The organism is Clostridium sardiniense (assembly GCF_050584765.1).
Taxonomy (GTDB): domain Bacteria; phylum Bacillota; class Clostridia; order Clostridiales; family Clostridiaceae; genus Clostridium; species Clostridium sardiniense_A.
Window position 1 is genome coordinate 1,671,334 of record NZ_JBNOOR010000001.1, and the last position, 16,828, is coordinate 1,688,161.

The 16,828-nt window shown below is 29.7% G+C and carries 15 protein-coding genes; 1 reads left to right on the forward strand and 14 read right to left on the reverse strand.

Translation table 11 applies throughout. The annotated features are described in order from the left end of the window. Positions 1-42: 42 nt before the first annotated feature. From ACQPUW_RS08270 to ACQPUW_RS08290, 5 genes are all read right to left on the reverse strand, one after another. The gene (locus ACQPUW_RS08270) at positions 43-837 is read right to left on the reverse strand and encodes a Nif3-like dinuclear metal center hexameric protein (RefSeq protein WP_430836973.1); all 795 of its coding nucleotides are present in this window, start codon (positions 835-837) and stop codon (positions 43-45) included. Between the two features lie 17 nt (positions 838-854). Continuing rightward, positions 855-1,550 carry a tRNA (adenine(22)-N(1))-methyltransferase gene (locus ACQPUW_RS08275; RefSeq protein WP_430836974.1) on the reverse strand — a complete coding sequence of 232 codons (696 nt, stop codon included), beginning with the start codon at positions 1,548-1,550 and terminating at the stop codon, positions 855-857. Positions 1,551-1,670: 120 nt separating this feature from the next. After that, the gene (gene rpoD, locus ACQPUW_RS08280) at positions 1,671-2,795 is read right to left on the reverse strand and encodes an RNA polymerase sigma factor RpoD (protein ID WP_430836975.1); all 1,125 of its coding nucleotides are present in this window, start codon (positions 2,793-2,795) and stop codon (positions 1,671-1,673) included. A gap of 7 nt (positions 2,796-2,802) precedes the next feature. Next, positions 2,803-4,575: a DNA primase gene (gene dnaG, locus ACQPUW_RS08285; RefSeq protein ID WP_430836976.1), complete on the reverse strand. Its 1,773-nt coding sequence runs from the start codon at positions 4,573-4,575 to the stop codon at positions 2,803-2,805. A gap of 204 nt (positions 4,576-4,779) precedes the next feature. Then, positions 4,780-5,811: a deoxyguanosinetriphosphate triphosphohydrolase gene (locus ACQPUW_RS08290; protein ID WP_430836977.1), complete on the reverse strand. Its 1,032-nt coding sequence runs from the start codon at positions 5,809-5,811 to the stop codon at positions 4,780-4,782. 169 nt (positions 5,812-5,980) lie between these two features. On the opposite strand from ACQPUW_RS08290, the gene ACQPUW_RS08295 reads away from it, so the two are divergent. Further along, positions 5,981-7,045: a CotS family spore coat protein gene (locus ACQPUW_RS08295; protein WP_430836978.1), complete on the forward strand. Its 1,065-nt coding sequence runs from the start codon at positions 5,981-5,983 to the stop codon at positions 7,043-7,045. Positions 7,046-7,117: 72 nt separating this feature from the next. Here the strand turns inward: ACQPUW_RS08295 and ppdK are convergent, their stop codons facing one another. The 9 genes from ppdK to ACQPUW_RS08340 form a co-directional block, all read right to left on the reverse strand. Then, the gene (gene ppdK, locus ACQPUW_RS08300) at positions 7,118-9,745 is read right to left on the reverse strand and encodes a pyruvate, phosphate dikinase (RefSeq protein WP_430836979.1); all 2,628 of its coding nucleotides are present in this window, start codon (positions 9,743-9,745) and stop codon (positions 7,118-7,120) included. Positions 9,746-9,830: 85 nt separating this feature from the next. Then, positions 9,831-10,463 carry a helix-turn-helix transcriptional regulator gene (locus ACQPUW_RS08305; protein WP_430836980.1) on the reverse strand — a complete coding sequence of 211 codons (633 nt, stop codon included), beginning with the start codon at positions 10,461-10,463 and terminating at the stop codon, positions 9,831-9,833. Positions 10,464-10,653: 190 nt separating this feature from the next. Next, on the reverse strand, positions 10,654-11,292 hold the full coding sequence (locus tag ACQPUW_RS08310) for a DUF4342 domain-containing protein (protein WP_430836981.1): 639 nt from the start codon (positions 11,290-11,292) through the stop codon (positions 10,654-10,656). 6 nt (positions 11,293-11,298) lie between these two features. After that, positions 11,299-12,048 (reverse strand): DNA repair protein RecO, encoded by a 750-nt coding sequence (gene recO, locus ACQPUW_RS08315; protein WP_430836982.1) that lies wholly within the window; start codon positions 12,046-12,048, stop codon positions 11,299-11,301. A gap of 11 nt (positions 12,049-12,059) precedes the next feature. Then, positions 12,060-12,950: a GTPase Era gene (era, locus tag ACQPUW_RS08320; protein ID WP_430836983.1), complete on the reverse strand. Its 891-nt coding sequence runs from the start codon at positions 12,948-12,950 to the stop codon at positions 12,060-12,062. Between the two features lie 11 nt (positions 12,951-12,961). Then, positions 12,962-13,360, reverse strand: a complete 399-nt coding sequence (locus ACQPUW_RS08325) for a cytidine deaminase (RefSeq protein ID WP_430836984.1) — start codon at positions 13,358-13,360, stop codon at positions 12,962-12,964. Between the two features lie 99 nt (positions 13,361-13,459). Then, positions 13,460-14,161, reverse strand: coding sequence for a diacylglycerol kinase (locus ACQPUW_RS08330; protein WP_430836985.1), 702 nt, complete (start codon positions 14,159-14,161; stop codon positions 13,460-13,462). 19 nt (positions 14,162-14,180) lie between these two features. Next, the gene (gene ybeY / locus ACQPUW_RS08335; protein WP_430836986.1) at positions 14,181-14,681 is read right to left on the reverse strand and encodes an rRNA maturation RNase YbeY; all 501 of its coding nucleotides are present in this window, start codon (positions 14,679-14,681) and stop codon (positions 14,181-14,183) included. Between the two features lie 65 nt (positions 14,682-14,746). After that, positions 14,747-16,813: an HD family phosphohydrolase gene (locus ACQPUW_RS08340; RefSeq protein WP_430836987.1), complete on the reverse strand. Its 2,067-nt coding sequence runs from the start codon at positions 16,811-16,813 to the stop codon at positions 14,747-14,749. Positions 16,814-16,828 lie beyond the last annotated feature (15 nt).

Below are 16,828 nucleotides of genomic sequence, written 5' to 3' on the forward strand. Positions count from 1 at the left end.
TATTATTACTTAATGTATGTATTATTTAGTATTTTGTTACTTTTAAATAAATGTATAGGGATCACTACTTACTTTAGAATCTATGAACTCTATATCCTTAAAGTTTTTCTTTAATTCTTTCATAGTTTCTAAAAATACTAACCACTCTGTGTTAAAATGTCCTGCATCAATTATGTTTACTCCTAATTCTTTATAATCTGATGCAAAATGATAAGTTGTATCTCCTGTTATTATACAATCAGCACCAAGTTTTACTGCTTCACTTATAAAATCTTGACCGCTTCCATTTATTATAGCTAAAGTCTTAACTGTATTTACGCCTTCTACAACTCTTAAATTTTTTATATTAAGATTTTTCTTTATTAAAGATATAATTTCTTTAATATCAGTTTCTTTTTCTAATCTAACTATTCTTCCAAGACCTGCATTATTAAATCCATTTATTCTAGATTCTTCAATTATTTCATGTGAAGAAAATCCTAACATATTAACAATAGTATCATTTATTCCATTCTCTACAGAATCTAAATTAGTATGACTTGAATATAATGAAATATCATTTTTTATAAGTTCTATTATTTTACTTCCCAATAAATCGCTTTTTACAATTTTGTTAGGTTTTCTAAATATAAGCGGATGATGAGTTATTATCATATCACATCCATTATCTTTAGCCTCTTCTATGACTCTTTTTGTACAATCTAAGGCTAATAACACCTTACTTACTTCTTGTTCTTCATCTCCAACCATAAGACCTACATTATCAAAATCTTCTTTTAACACTTCTGGTGCTATTTTATTCATAGCACATTTAATATCCTTAACCTTTATACCCATAATTCCTCATCTCCAAATTAATTACAGTAATTTTTTAAATTAGTTAATATAGCTATCTTTTCTTCTAATTCTTTTTTTCTATTTAAAGCACTTTCTGTATCATCTTCTATAAAGCTTAATATCTTTTCGTATTTTTCTTTTTTAGCTTCTATGTATTCTCCCATTAAAGGATGTCTATCTCTTAATAATTTTGGACTAATTTCATAGTAAATAGGATCTAACTCTGTTTCTTCTCCAACTTTAGCTTTAACCTTAAATAATTCATAATACTTATCTTCATCTATACATAAATCTTCAGCAATAACTTCATAACCATTAGTATAAAGATATTCTCTTAATACCTCTGGATTTTGTGCTGGTTGAAGTACCATAAATTCTAATTCTTTTACCTTATCTTTATCAGCTTCAAGTATATCTCTTATTAAATTTCCACCCATGCCTGCTATAATAGCAACTTGAGCTTCTCCAAGTTTTATAGTTTCTAATCCTCCACCTAATCTTGTATCAATATTTTCATCAACACCTTCAAATATTGAATTTAATTTAGCCTTATCAAGTGGATCTTTATTTATATCTGATGCAATAGCATTTTTACATATTCCATTTTTAACTGCATATATAGGAATATATCCATGATCTGTTCCCACATCAACTAAAGTATCACATTCTTCAATATAATCTACTATTAAACTTAATCTTTTACTTAATTCCATAACTCGTCTCCTATTTCCTAACAATGATTTTTAATATAGTTTTTCTTTTGTTTTACAAAATTTTATTATAACATATAATATCAAAAATAAAATAGCACCATTTAAGGTGCTATTTTAAGATTAATCTAAATAATCTTTAAGCTTTTTACTTCTTGATGGGTGTCTTAATTTTCTTAGAGCTTTTGCTTCTATTTGTCTAATTCTTTCTCTAGTAACATTAAATTCTTTACCAACTTCTTCAAGAGTTCTAGCTCTTCCATCATCTAATCCAAATCTTAGTCTTAGTACTTTTTCTTCTCTTGGAGTTAATGTATCTAAAACATTTATAAGTTGTTCTTTAAGCATTGTAAATGCTGCTGCTTCTGCTGGTGCTAATGCATCATCATCTGGAATAAAATCACCTAAATGGCTATCCTCTTCTTCTCCAATTGGAGTTTCAAGTGAAACTGGTTCTTGAGCAATTTTTTGAATTTCTCTTACCTTTTCAACTGGTAAATCCATAACCTTTGAAATCTCTTCTGGGAAAGGATCTCTTCCAAGTTCTTGTAATAATTGTCTTTGAACTCTTATTAACTTATTTATAGTTTCAACCATATGAACAGGGATTCTTATAGTTCTTGCTTGGTCTGCAATAGCTCTTGTAATCGCCTGTCTAATCCACCATGTAGCATATGTTGAGAACTTATATCCTTTTCTGTAGTCAAATTTTTCTACAGCTTTTATAAGGCCTAAATTACCTTCTTGTATAAGATCTAGGAAAAGCATACCTCTTCCAACATATCTTTTTGCTATACTTACAACAAGTCTTAGATTAGCTTCTGCTAATTTCTTTTTAGCATATTGACTTCCCTCTTCTATCTTCTTAGCAAGTTCTATTTCTTCCTCTGATGATAATAGTGGAACTTTACCAATTTCTTTTAAGTACATTCTAACTGGGTCATCTATTGCAATACCTTCTGGTACACTTAAGTCTAATTCCTCTTCCTCTTCCTCAGCTGCCTGTGGCTCACCTATAACTTCAATACCCATTGACTCTAAAACCTCATAGATTTTCTCTATTTGTTCTGGAGTTAATTCAATATTGTCAATCTCATCCATAATTTCTTTATAAGTTAATGAACCGCTTTTCTTTCCTTTATCTATAAGACTTTTAACTACGGTCATCTTTTGATTTCTATCTTTCTTTTCTTCTTTACCTTTTACCTTTGTTTTTCCTGCCATAATTTTGTGACCTCCTTCCGTCATGACCAAATTAAACCCTCTCTCCCCTTTTTAGTGCATCATTTATTTTATTTAGCTCTAACGCAATTTTTATTGATTCCTCTATTAATCCTTCTTTTTCTAACCCTTTTAATTTTACTTTAAGCTCTTCTGCTTTTTTTCTAAGTTTAAAATCTTTTATTTGCTTTATGTAGTCTAATACTAGCCTTTGTACATCTCGAGCTTTTAAAACTTGGAATTCTTTTATTTTTACCCATTCTTTAGAAGAATCTACGTCATCGCAACCTGCCTCAACATGTAGATTAATATCATTTAATCCATTTTCTTTAGCCTCTTTAATCAAATTAAAGATTTTTGCATGTGCTTTAGAATTTAAGTCATCTGATGAAATATTTAAAGTTATATCCTCATAACAATCATCTTCTAGCATTAATTTTATTAATGATTTTTCAGCTTTTATATAACCAGGCTCTACATATAATTTTGTTCCATATTCTTCCTTTTTATTCATTAAATCATCACTTTTCGTATTCCTTGTAATAGCAATTAGGTCATATAATGACTGTTCTTTAATTCCTGTGTCTTCTGATATACTTTTTACGTAAATATCCTTTTCTACAGGATTCAAATTTGCTAATATTTCTGTAACTCTATTACCATACTCTACAAGTGAAGATTTATCTTTAAAGTTTATTCCTTCTTTTGCTTTGCTAAGTCTATAAGCTATTAAGCTATCAGCTTTATTAACTAATTTCAGAAAGGCTTCCTTTCCATTACTCCTTACAAACTCATCTGGATCTTTTCCTTGAGGAATTTGAAGTACTCTAACATCAAACCCAGCCTCTTTTAAAATTTCAAGTCCTCTTAAGGTTGCTGTTTGACCTGCAACATCTGCATCATAGGAAATAATAACCTTATCTGCATATCTTTTAAGTAGTCTTGCTTGATTAACTGTAAGTGCTGTACCTAAAGATGCAACAACATTTGTTATTCCATATTGATGAAGTGAAATTAAATCCATATATCCTTCAACAATAATGAAATATCTTTCCTCTATTTTGTTTTTAATAGCAAAATTTAACCCATAAAGATTTGTTCCTTTTTGGAACACTAATGTCTCTGGAGAATTTAAATATTTTGGTTTTGAATCATCTAAGACTCTGCCACCAAAGCCTATAACTTCTCCTTTAATATTAAACACTGGAAACATTACTCTGTTTCTAAACCTATCATATATTGTTCCTTTTTGACTTTTTATTACAAGGCCTGCTTCAAGCATTAAAGCTTCATTAAAGCCTTTTTTCTTAAGGTACATACGAAGGTTTTGCCATCCATCTTTTGCATAACCTAAACCAAATCTCTTTATGGTTACTTCTTTCATTCCTCTATTTGTAAAATACTCTTTTGCATTTTTATCCCTTTGAAGATTCGAAAAAAAGTATCTTGCAGCCTCTACATTTATCTTATATAAAAGTTCTTTCTTCTTAACTACTTTACTTTCTTCTCCGTTTCCAAGGTTTAAAGGAATGTTTGCACGCTCAGCTAAAAGCTTGCAACTTTCTATGAAGTTTAAGTTCTTTTGCTTCATTACAAATGTAAGTACATTGCCAGCTTCTCCACAGCCAAAACATTTATAAATCTGCTTATCCTGTGAAACGCTAAAAGAAGGCGATTTTTCTCCATGAAATGGACAAAGTCCCATGTAATTACGCCCTGATCTTTTTAACTTTACTGTTTCTGAAATAACATCAACAATATCATTTTCTTGCTTAATTCTTTCAATAGTTTCTTCTGTAATACGCAAGGAGCTTCTCTCCCTCCTCAGCTTTTTTTATGCAACCTATATTGTATTCGACATTTTTTTTAGTATTCCTTCTTTTATTTTTATATAATTGTAGAATATTATATTTTTTTCACTCTTTATTATTTATTCTGCTTAAAGGATAAAATTCCTTCTTTTTATTCAATAATTTTATGTTTCCTAATTTTGTATTTTTTATTCCTTAAATTAGTATATTACTAGTTTAGGAACATAAATTTCATTAAATTTATTAAGACAATAATCATCACTCATACCAGCAATATAATCTGCCACGCCTCTATATATCCCCTCCTCCTCCACTATATCTTTATAAAGCTTTGGCATTTTTTCTGGCTTTTTAGTATAAAAATCTATTATTGCCTCCAAAATAAATTTTGCTTTATCTCTCTCTACCTTTAAAATTTCTCCTAGATAAATATTTTTGAACATAAACCCTCTAAGTTCTCTCATAGCTTCATCTTTTTCTTTACTAAGACCTACTTTAAATACTCCTTCATCTAAGTTTTTATTTGATTCAATTATAAAATCTGTAACTAATGTCTCTATTCTTTCAGAATGAGTTCTTCCAAGTACCTTTATTACTTCTTTCGGTAACTCTTCTTCATTTAATAAATTTGCCCTTATCGAATCATCAATATCATGATTTATATACGCTATTTTATCTGAGTACTTTACAACTCTTCCCTCTAACGTAATCGCATCATGATTTTCATTCTTAGAAAGTCCACTATGCTTTAAAATTCCATCAATAACCTCTTCTGTTAAATTTAATCCCTTTCCATCCTTTTCAAGCCTCTTGACGACTCTTACACTTTGTTCATTATGCCTAAAACCTTCTTTAAGGAACTTATTTAAAACTTCCTCTCCATTATGTGCAAATGCAACATGCCCCAAATCGTGACCTAATGATATTGCTTCTATTAGATACTCATTAAGTCCTATTCCTATTCCTATTGTTCTTGCAATTTGAGATACTTCTAATGTATGAGTCAATCTATTTCTATAATGATCCCCATTTGTTCTAATATAAACTTGTGTCTTATCCTTTAATCTTCTGAAGGCCTTTGAATGTATTATTCTATCTCTATCAACCATATAACACGTTCTGACTGAATCATCTTGTTCTTTTCTTTCTCGCCCTTTACTTTCGAATGAGAATTGCGATTCTTGTCTCAATGTCAACCTTTCAAACTTCTCAATTTTCTCTCTTATAACCATATAATTTCACCTCATATCAACTATTCTATAATTATCTCTAAAATCCTCTAATTATTACTTCAATTTATTATTTGCAAAAATTTAAAATTTATTATTTAAAATTATATTATTCTATTTCATACTTATTACTAATAGTATAATAATAAGCAATTATTTGAGGGGAGTATTTATGGATAGAAAGAAAGAACACCAAATTATAGATATTTTTTCTGAAGAAAATATAAAAAAAAATATATTAACTCATTACGGATTAGAGAACGCTAAAGTTAATATTATAAAATTCAAAGATACAGATAAACAAAGAGCTGTATATAAAGTATGCTATAAAGGAAAATGTTACTGTCTAAAAAAGGTTTACTTTGACGAAGCTAACCTCTTATTCGTATACTCATCATTGGAGTGGCTTTGGCAAAATGGAATAAAAACTCCAAAACTTTTAAATACATTATATGGAAATAAATTTGTTAAATTTAATAACATGTATTTTATCCTTACAATATGGATAGATGGAATGAAATGTGACTTTGATAATCTAGACCACGTTATAATCTCCGCAAAGCAATTAGCTGGTATCCATTCATGCTCAAGAAAGTTTACTCCCATTGAAGGAAGTGAAAAAAGAATAGGATTCTCTGACTATTACATATCAACTTTAAAGCATTTCAATCAAATATTGATATCTTATAATACAGCCTACAAATTATTAGATGATTATTCTATTGAGTTTCTTGAAAAATTTGATGATAATTTAGAGCTTGCTAAATGGTCATTATATCTATCTTCTCATATAGATAATAGTGAGCTTTCAAGTTCTTTATGCCATGGAGATTATGTAAATAAAAATATAATTTTTGATAAAAGTACTCGTATATGGGTTATTGATTTAGATAAATGTAAGCTTGATTATTCTGCTAGAGATTTAGGATATTTTTTAAGAAGGTTGCTACGAAGAGACCACACTAGATTTGATGTAGAACTTACACTTTCTATTCTAAGGGAATATAACGCTATAGCACCTCTTACCCCTTCTGATATACGATATATTTTAGCATATGTATGTTTCCCACAAAAATTTTGGAAAATATCTAGAGACTATTATAAAAATATAAAAAAATGTAATAAACAAGCGTTTGTAACTCTCTTAAAAAAATCAAACGAAAAGACTTACTTCCAGCTTAAATTCATCAAAGAAATTTCAGCAAGAGTAGAACTAGAATATGGATTTAAATTATAAACATTATATATAAATAAATTTTTATTTATAATAAAAAACAGTCTAGAATTTCTAGACTGTTTTTTATATTAATTATCTTTTATTTTTAACTTGTGCTTGAGCTGCTGCAAGTCTTGCAAGAGGCACTCTAAATGGTGAACATGAAACATAGTTTAATCCTATATTGTGACAGAATTCAACTGATGCTGGATCTCCACCATGTTCTCCGCATATACCAAGCTTAATATCTTCTCTTGTAGATCTACCTTTTTCTGCAGCCATCTTTACTAATTGACCTACTCCATTTTGGTCTAGCTTAGCAAATGGATCTTGCTCATAAATTCCTCTTTCATAGTAAGATGCTAGGAATTTAGCAGCATCATCTCTTGAGAAACCAAAAGTCATTTGAGTTAAATCATTTGTACCAAATGAGAAGAACTCAGCTTCTTTTGCAATTTCATCTGCAGTAAGTGCAGCTCTTGGAATTTCTATCATTGTACCTACTGTATATTCAATCTTAGTTCCTTTTTCAGCCATTACTTTTTCTGCAGTTTCAACAATAACATCTTTAACATATTTTAATTCTTTAATTTCTCCAACAAGAGGAATCATTATTTCCGGAACTACATTATATCCTCTCTCAATGTTAACAGCTATTGCAGCTTCTATTATTGCTCTTGTTTGCATTTCTGCAATTTCTGGATAAGTTACAGCAAGACGACATCCTCTATGTCCCATCATTGGGTTAAATTCATGTTTGCTATCAACTGCTAATTTAATATCTTCAACATCTACATCAAGTTCTTTAGCAAGTGCTATCTTGTCTTCCTCTGTGTGAGGTAAGAACTCATGTAATGGTGGGTCTAAAAGTCTTATTGTAGCTGGCATTCCTTTAAGCGCTTCATATATTCCTATAAAATCAGCTTTTTGCATTGGAAGAATCTTATTAAGAGCTTTTCTTCTATCTTCTTCAGTCTTAGCTATTATCATTTCTCTAACAGCTAATATTCTATCTTCTGCAAAGAACATATGCTCTGTTCTACAAAGACCTATACCTTCAGCTCCAAATTCAACTGCTTGTTTCGCATCTCTTGGAGTATCAGCATTAGTTCTAACCTTTAACTTTCTTATTCCATCTACCCACTCCATAAATGTTGCAAAATGTCCAGTTATTTCAGGAGTAACAGTTTTAATCTTTTCTCCATATATATTTCCTGTTGTTCCATCTATTGAAATAAAGTCATTGCTTGTATAAACATTACCATTAACCTCTAATATTCTAGCATCTTCATTTACTTTAAGCTCTCCACATCCAGCAACACAGCAAGTACCCATTCCTCTAGCAACAACTGCTGCATGAGAAGTCATACCTCCTCTTACAGTTAAAATACCTTCAGCTGCTATCATACCTTCTATATCTTCTGGTGAAGTTTCAAGTCTTACTAATACAACTTGTTCACCCTCTGCAGCTCTTTCCTTAGCTTCTTCAGCTGTAAATGCAATTTTACCACATGCAGCACCTGGTGAAGCTGGTAGACCTTTTGCAATTGGATTTGCAGACTTTAAATCTTCATCATAGAAAGCTGGATGAAGTAATGTATCTAATTGCTTAGGCTCAACTTTAAGTATAGCCTCTTCCTTAGTAAGCATTCCTTCTTCAACTAAATCAACAGCTATTTTAAGTGCAGATTGTGCTGTTCTCTTACCATTTCTAGTTTGAAGGAAATATAATTTACCTTCTTCTATTGTAATCTCCATATCTTGCATATCTTTATAGTGATTTTCTAACGTATTAACAATATCAATAAACTCTTGATATATCTTTGGATTTTGCTCTTCTAATTTCTTTATAGGAAGTGGTGTTCTTATTCCTGCAACAACGTCTTCACCTTGTGCGTTCATTAAGTATTCACCATATATTTCTTTATCTCCATTTGCAGGATTTCTTGAGAATACTACTCCTGTTCCTGAAGTTTCTCCCTTATTACCAAATACCATTTCTTGAACATTTACAGCTGTTCCCCATTCACCTGGGATATCATTTAATCTTCTATAAACAATAGCCCTTGGATTATTCCATGATCTAAATACAGCAGTAATTGATTCAATTAATTGTTCTTTTGGATCTTGTGGGAATTCCTCTCCCTTTTCTTTTTTATAAATTTCTTTGTATTGACCAACAAGCTCTTTTAAATCATCAGCATCTAAATCTGTATCGACAGTAACGCCTTTTGCTTCCTTCATCTCATCAATTTTATTTTCAAATAATCTCTTTTCTATACCCATAACAACATCTGAGAACATTTGAATAAATCTTCTATAAGAATCATAAGCGAATCTTGGATTATTAGTAAGATCTGCCATAGCTTCAACAGCTACATCATTTAATCCTAGGTTTAAAATTGTATCCATCATACCAGGCATTGAAACTCTAGCTCCTGATCTTACGGATACAAGCAATGGATTTTCTGTACTTCCAAACTCTTTTCCTGTTATTTTTTCAAGTTCTTTCATAGAATCTTCAATTTCTCGAATTATAGAAGGTGTTATAACCTTTCCATCTTCATAATACTTATTACAAGCTTCTGTTGTAACAGTAAATCCTTGCGGAACTGGAACACCTAAAATAGACATTTCTGCTAGGTTAGCTCCTTTACCCCCTAAAAGATTTTTCATTGATGCATTTCCCTCTTTAAAAAGGTAAACGTACTTTTTCTCCATCTCAATACTCCTCCGTTCAATACTAATGTTATCTATACTAGCGGAAGCCTATAATTTGCTCCGTAGTTAACCCAATAAAATTTATTTATTTGTTTTGTCCAAGTTTAACAAATAATTTTGTAACGTTAGTCTTTGATACTTTACCCACTATTTTGTATTGTTCCCTGTCATCTACCACAATTTTTTCTACTATTGGAATACTATCAATTTCATGTTCTATTATTTTTGTTGCAATGTCATATGCAGGATCATCTACTGTTCCACATACTATATTTGGCATTCTAGTCATTATAACTCCAACTGGAACTTTATGAATATCTGTACCACCTATAGCAATTTTAAGAAAATCTTTTCTTGATACCGCACCTGTTAAAAAGCCTGAATTCTCAACGAATAAAGTACCCACATCGTTTAAAAACAAGTATACGATTGCATCATATACCATCGTTGACTCATTAACTATTGATGGCTTTGACATTATGTCTCCAACTTTAATTTCACTTATATACTCATGAACTAAACTACTTTTTGGTTTATTTGAGTATACATAACCAACCTTCGGTCTCGCATCTAATGTCCCTATCATTGTTAAAATTGCTAAATCTGCTCTAAGTGCAGCTCTAGTTACACCTAACTTTTCAGCCAAACATTCACTAGTTACAGGTTGACCTTCTCTAACTAGCCTAATTATTTCTTCTTGTCTATCTGACAATTTCAAAACGAATCCCTCTTTCTAAAAATAAGGAATATTCACATTTGTTATATTTTCAAATTATATACTAATTATACCATGTATTTTTTGTTTTACTATATAATATTTTATCAAAATTTCACCAAATATTCTGAATATTCCCTATTTGTTCATTTTATCTTTATCACACAGGTGTTTTTCTTCAAATTTCTTCCATTTATTCCTTATCTTCGAAATTTACTGTATATGTATATACAGTTTCATCATCTGTATGACTGTTTTTTCTATTTGCTTTTATATTTTTAAAATCGCTTTTTTTATTATTAAATTTATCTTTAACTATATCTGCAATTTCAAAGGCCTTACCTTTAACCTCTACAGCAGCTTTTTCAACATATTTATTTACTACTTCAACAGATCCATCGCATCTTGTTATTTCTATAGTTAATTTTGTAGCAACTGCTGCTATTACTCCAAAAGCTAAAATTGGTGGAATTATAACTGCTATAACAGTTGCTGCAATTCCAGCATTAACAGGAACATCAACTAAAATAGCATCATCCTTTTTAACTTTTATTCTGCTTACATTACCCTTTTCTATTGTATCTTTTAACCATGATTTAAGTTCCTCTATAGTTTCTCCTCTTTTTGATCCATCATTTGATGAATCTCCTTTAGCATAATTATATTTTGAACTTTCTTCTTCAGCAAATGGAACAACTACATTACTTTCTATATATATTAATGCTTCTAGTACATCACCTTTATTAGCTTCTAAAGCTTCCTTTGCCATTTCATAGCTAACTCCAGTTCTTTCTCTTATTTGATCCACTTTTTCTAAAGTAATTTCTTTCATAAATTATCACTCCTTTAAGTAATTCAACATTTCTAAGCTTTTAGGCTTTTTCGCATAATTTGATGAAATTATAAATGTCGTTACCCTTTCTATTTCCTTTTTTATATCTTTTGATAAATTAAGTCTAAATATTTTATCTGAACTCATATTTGTTAAAAATTTAAGTGCATTATATGCTCCTTTTGATACATGAAGTCCATGAGTTCTGTTACATTCTTCACAAATCCCACCAAAATTTGATAAACTTATGTAGTTTGAAACACCAAGTTTTCTTCTGCAGCTTACACATTGATCTAAAAGAAGACCATATCCTGTAGCTTTTAGAAGCTTTAATTCAAAAGCTCTTATAAGAAGTTCATAATCTATAGCATCAGTATCTAAAAGATATAAAGTTGTTATAAATTCTTTATATAACCATCTATTACTTTCTCCATCCATAAGACCTATATCAATAAGTTCGCAAAGATAGGATGAATATGTAAGTTTATCTAAATTCCCCATAAGACCTTGGAATGAATTAATAATCTTTCCTTCTTGTAAATTGGATAAATTTTTCCCTTTAAAAATCATATAATCTCCATAGCAAAGAGGAAGCGTTATTGCAAACAACTTACTCTTATTTTTTTTTGCTCCTCTTGCTATAGCTGTGATTTTCCCAAGTTTTTCAGTATATAACCAGACTAATTTATCATTTTCCTTATAATCCTGAGCTTTAATTATTACACCCTGCGTTTTTAATAAGGACAATTCAATCAACCCCCAAAACCTTACTTAAGCTTCTTATATCCTAATTCCTTAAGTAATGTTTGGTTATCTCTCCATTCTTTTCTTACTTTTACCCATATTTTTATATTAACCTTACTTCTTAAGAATCTTTCTAATTCATATCTTGAAGTTTCTCCAATCTTCTTTAGACATTGCCCATTTTTCCCTATTATTATTCCTTTATGAGAGTCTTTTTCGCAAATTAAATCTACTTCTATATGATAAGTTCCATTTTCTTTTTGCTTCATTTGTATTACATCTACAGCAATACCATGTGGAACTTCATCTCTTAATGTTCTAAGTGCTTTTTCTCTAACTATCTCTGATACTACAAATCTTTCTTGTACATCAGTAATCATATCTTCTGGATAATATTTAGGTCCTTCTGGCAATTCTGCAACCATTAATTCTAATAATTTATCTACATTTTTACCTTTTATAGCTGATATTGGTATTATCTCTTTAAAATCAAATTCTTTCGAAAAATCTGTAAGCGTTTTTGCAACTACATCCTGAGTGGCTTCATCGATTTTATTTAATACTAAAAATACTGGTGCATTTTTTGCTTTTAATGATTCTAATATAAATTTATCTCCTCTTCCTATCTCTTCACCTGGATTAGTTAAGAAAAGAATTAAATCAACGTCCTTTGTTGAATCCTTAGCTGAATTAACCATATATTCTCCTAGCTTATGCTTAGGCTTATGAATACCTGGTGTATCTACGAATACCATTTGATAATCATCTGTAGTTAATATTGTTTGAATATTATTTCTTGTTGTTTGTGGTTTGTTTGAAACTATTGAAAGTTTTTCTCCCATTATATAGTTCATTAAAGTAGACTTACCTACATTTGGTCTCCCTACTATTGATATAAATCCTGATTTAAACATTTTTCCTCCTGTTACTCTAGATCTTTCTTTGTAAAAGATCCTGGCAATATTTCATCTAAAGTTTTTTCTATATAATCATTTTCATTTTTTATAATGTAAATTTTCATATCTTTGCTTTCTGCAAATTCTGTAATCACCTGTCTGCATATACCACATGGATATGTGTAATTATTAACATCACCAATAAGTGCAAGTTCTTTTAATACCTTATTACCCTTTGATACTCCATTAAATATGGCAGTACGTTCTGCACAATTTGTTGCCCCATATGATGCATTCTCAATATTACATCCAGTATATATATTCCCATCTTCAAAAAGTGCTGCTGCTCCTACCTTAAAATTTGAGTATGGACAGTATGCTTTTTCTCTTGCTGAAATTGCCTCTTTTATTAATTTTGTGTTTGCCATATAACATCCCTCATTTCTGAATTGTGTAAACTATATCTTATTATGTGCTATTTATTATATCACTAATAGTTAATTAAAAAAAGTTTTATATCTAAAGGTTTATAATTTAAAAATAGTAAATATAAGTAGTGTTATTAAAATACCAAATAGAGCACCTACAATAACCTCAAAAGTTGAATGAACTTCAGAGTCTACTCTACTTTGTGCTGTTATTATGGCCATAATAAAGCTAAGCATAATACATATAGGCTCTTCTGTTATTAAGGATATAGCAGTAGCTAATGAAAAAGATAGAGCACTATGCCCACTTGGCATACCACCCTTTAGTGGTGTACCTTCTCCGAATATTGCCTTTACTATTATTGTTACTATGCAAACTATAACCAATACAATAAATATAGTATATGGCTCAGATCCCTTTATTTTATGAAGTAATATAAGAGATAAATTAGATAATTTATCCCAAAATATAATATACCCAACTACAACTGAATTTATAGCCGTTAAAAGCACCGCTCCCGCTGCTACATTTTTAGAAATTTTAGCAAGAGGATGATAATGTTTAGTATTCATATCAACCACTGCTTCTATTGCTGTATTTAAAAGTTCTGCTCCAATTACCATAGTTATAGTTACGGCAAGTATTAAAAATTCATTTTTTGAAACATCAAAGCAAAGGCATGCTATTAACACTAGCAAAGTTAACACCATATGTATCTTCATGTTTCTTTGAGTCCTAACAGTATAAATTATTCCATCTATAGCATTATTAAAACTATCAACAATCTTTTTTAATCTCATAAAAAATCACCCTTATTTTTTATCTTGTAATATCTAATTTTCCAAGTATCTCTTCTTCTCTTCTTCTCATTATTTTTTTGTCTTCATCCTCCATATGATCATATCCTAAAAGATGTAATACCGAATGTACTACTAAATAACAAGCTTCTCTTTCAAAGGAATGATTATATTCTTTGCTTTGTTCTAATGTCCTTTCTAATGATAGTACTATATCTCCTAAAACTAACTCTTCTCCATCCATAAATGTTGCATCAAAGTTATTATCTTTATACACTTCTTTAAAAACTTTTTTATTATCATAATCTAGCATTGGAAATGAAAGTACATCTGTTGCTCTATCTATTCCTCTCGTCTCGTTGTTTATATCTCTTATTTCTTCATTATCTACAAAAAGCATAGATATTTCACAATCAATATATACCTCTTCCTCTTTTAGCGCAAAGCTTATAACACTTTCAAGCTTTTTAATAAATTCATCTGTTACTTCTATTTTATCCTGTCTGTCATCTACATAAATCATATAAATTCTCCTTATTAATTTAATTATAAATTAAATTATGGGGAGTGTCGCCCTCCCCATAAAAATTAACTATTTTTAATCTTCTTCTCTGTTGGATACTCTATTCTTTGATGATAAATACCATATAGAGCCTTAAGAAAACACTTACGTATCTTCTCTAAATCTTTTAGTGTTAAATCACAATTATCTAACTGTCCTGAGTAAAGTTTATCCTTAATAATATTATTAACCATTTCTTCTATTTTACCTTTAGTCGGATCAGAAATAGATCTAACTGCGGCTTCCACACTATCTGATAACATTATTATTCCAGCCTCTTTACTGCTTGGAATTGGTCCTGGATATCTAAAGTCCTCTTCTTTTATATCTTCAGGATTCTCTGCATTATTTTTCATAGTATAGTAAAAATATTTAACAAGTGTTGTACCATGATGTTGTTCTATTATATCTTTAATTACATCTGGTAAATTATACTCTTTCGCAAGTTCTACCCCATCTTTAACATGAGATATTATTATTAGTGTACTTAAATTAGGGTTTATTTTATTATGAGGATTTTCTTTTCCTATTTGATTTTCACCAAAGAAAAATGGCCTCTTCGTCTTACCTACATCATGGAAATATGCTCCTACTCTCGCTATTACAGGATTTGCATTAACTTCTTCTGCTGCCATTTCTGCAAGATTTGCAACTAACATACTATGATGATATGTTCCTGGCGCTTCCATTAATAATTTTTTTAGTAATGGATTATTAGGATTTGATAGTTCAAGTAATTTTAATGTTGTAACAACATCAAAACTTGATTCTAAAAATGGTAATACCCCAATAGCTAAAATCGCTGAGAATACAACTCCTACAGCTGCAAGCCCACTAAACATTAATATTTCTTTAAAATTATTTGAAAGTAATACACCAGTTGTAAATGTAAGTAATGCACTCATTATCATCAGAGATATTGATGAATAAAATATATCATTTCTTTGTTGCATTTTTCTAAGTCCAGTAGAACCTAATATAGCATTTAGAATTCCAAGCATTATAATTTGAGGATTAAAATTAACTAGAGCTCCTATTATAATTACATTTATACTACATACAACAAGGGATAATTTATAATCAACTAATAATGATATAAGTATAGGTGCACAAGCAAGAGGAATTGCAAAAGGTGATAATCCACCTATTACTCTTGCTAAAATAAAACTAAATATATTTATTATATTCATAAGTATAATAAGTTTAGTGTTTTTATAAACTTCTTTATGATTCTTTGATATATACACATATTGTGTAAAGAAAACTATTATTGTAAATAGAGCAAGCACAGCATAAAGAATTAAAAACGAAGTACCTCCACTTTGATCTAGAAGGCCTAAATCTTCAAGAACAGCTATTTGCTCTGCTGTAACAGGTTCTCCTTCACTTACTATAGTTTGATTCTTTTTTATAATTACTTTAGGTACATTTTTTTGTACTTCTTTTATAAGTTCATCTGTTTTTTCTTTATCGTAGAAGAAATTCGGTTTTAATTCAGGCAGAATTAGCTTTTTAAGAACTTTCTTTACATTAACTGAAGTATTCATTTCATTAATTCTTCGTTCTGCTAAATCAGTTGCCTTTTTCATACTTTGTTTGTTACCATCTTGAATATTCTCTTCATACACTTCTTTTATAATTCCGTTAACTTCAAACTTTATATCATTTAACGTTTCTTGTGACAAAGCAAGTAATACTTTATAATCACTTTCAGATAAATTACTATTACCTAGCTTTGAAAGTTCTTTTAGCTTCTCTTTCTCATCATCAACTGTGGTATTTAAGTTTATAATTTTATTTAGAACATCATCAATGTTCTTTTCTACCTCATTTTGAACCTCACCTTTAAGAGTATACGGTTTATCAATCTTTTCCGTAGCTTCTTTAATTCTCTCTTGAGTAGCTAATTCATTCACCGTATCTCTAGGTGCCTTTATATCTACCCTTGCAATGTCCCCCTCTTTTAAATCATATTGTTTAGGTGCAATTGCAGTTATAAGTAATATATATGTTATAACAATCGTAATTGTATTTACTAAAAATCTTACATACTTCTCTTTAGGCTTAATTTCAATTTTATTTCTTCTTATCAAGTTTACCACCTTCTT

Excerpts from the sequence above, each read along its gene's own strand:
- ACQPUW_RS08270 (WP_430836973.1), bottom strand. The coding sequence starts at position 837 with ATGGGTATAAAGGTTAAGGATATTAAATGTGCTATGAATAAAATAGCA.
- ACQPUW_RS08275 (WP_430836974.1), bottom strand. The coding sequence starts at position 1,550 with ATGGAATTAAGTAAAAGATTAAGTTTAATAGTAGATTATATTGAAGAA.
- rpoD (WP_430836975.1), bottom strand. The coding sequence starts at position 2,795 with ATGACGGAAGGAGGTCACAAAATTATGGCAGGAAAAACAAAGGTAAAA.
- ACQPUW_RS08290 (WP_430836977.1), bottom strand. The coding sequence starts at position 5,811 with ATGGTTATAAGAGAGAAAATTGAGAAGTTTGAAAGGTTGACATTGAGA.
- ACQPUW_RS08295 (WP_430836978.1), top strand. The coding sequence starts at position 5,981 with ATGGATAGAAAGAAAGAACACCAAATTATAGATATTTTTTCTGAAGAA.
- ppdK (WP_430836979.1), bottom strand. The coding sequence starts at position 9,745 with ATGGAGAAAAAGTACGTTTACCTTTTTAAAGAGGGAAATGCATCAATG.
- ACQPUW_RS08310 (WP_430836981.1), bottom strand. The coding sequence starts at position 11,292 with ATGAAAGAAATTACTTTAGAAAAAGTGGATCAAATAAGAGAAAGAACT.
- era (WP_430836983.1), bottom strand. The coding sequence starts at position 12,950 with ATGTTTAAATCAGGATTTATATCAATAGTAGGGAGACCAAATGTAGGT.
- ACQPUW_RS08325 (WP_430836984.1), bottom strand. The coding sequence starts at position 13,360 with ATGGCAAACACAAAATTAATAAAAGAGGCAATTTCAGCAAGAGAAAAA.
- ACQPUW_RS08330 (WP_430836985.1), bottom strand. The coding sequence starts at position 14,161 with ATGAGATTAAAAAAGATTGTTGATAGTTTTAATAATGCTATAGATGGA.
- ybeY (WP_430836986.1), bottom strand. The coding sequence starts at position 14,681 with ATGATTTATGTAGATGACAGACAGGATAAAATAGAAGTAACAGATGAA.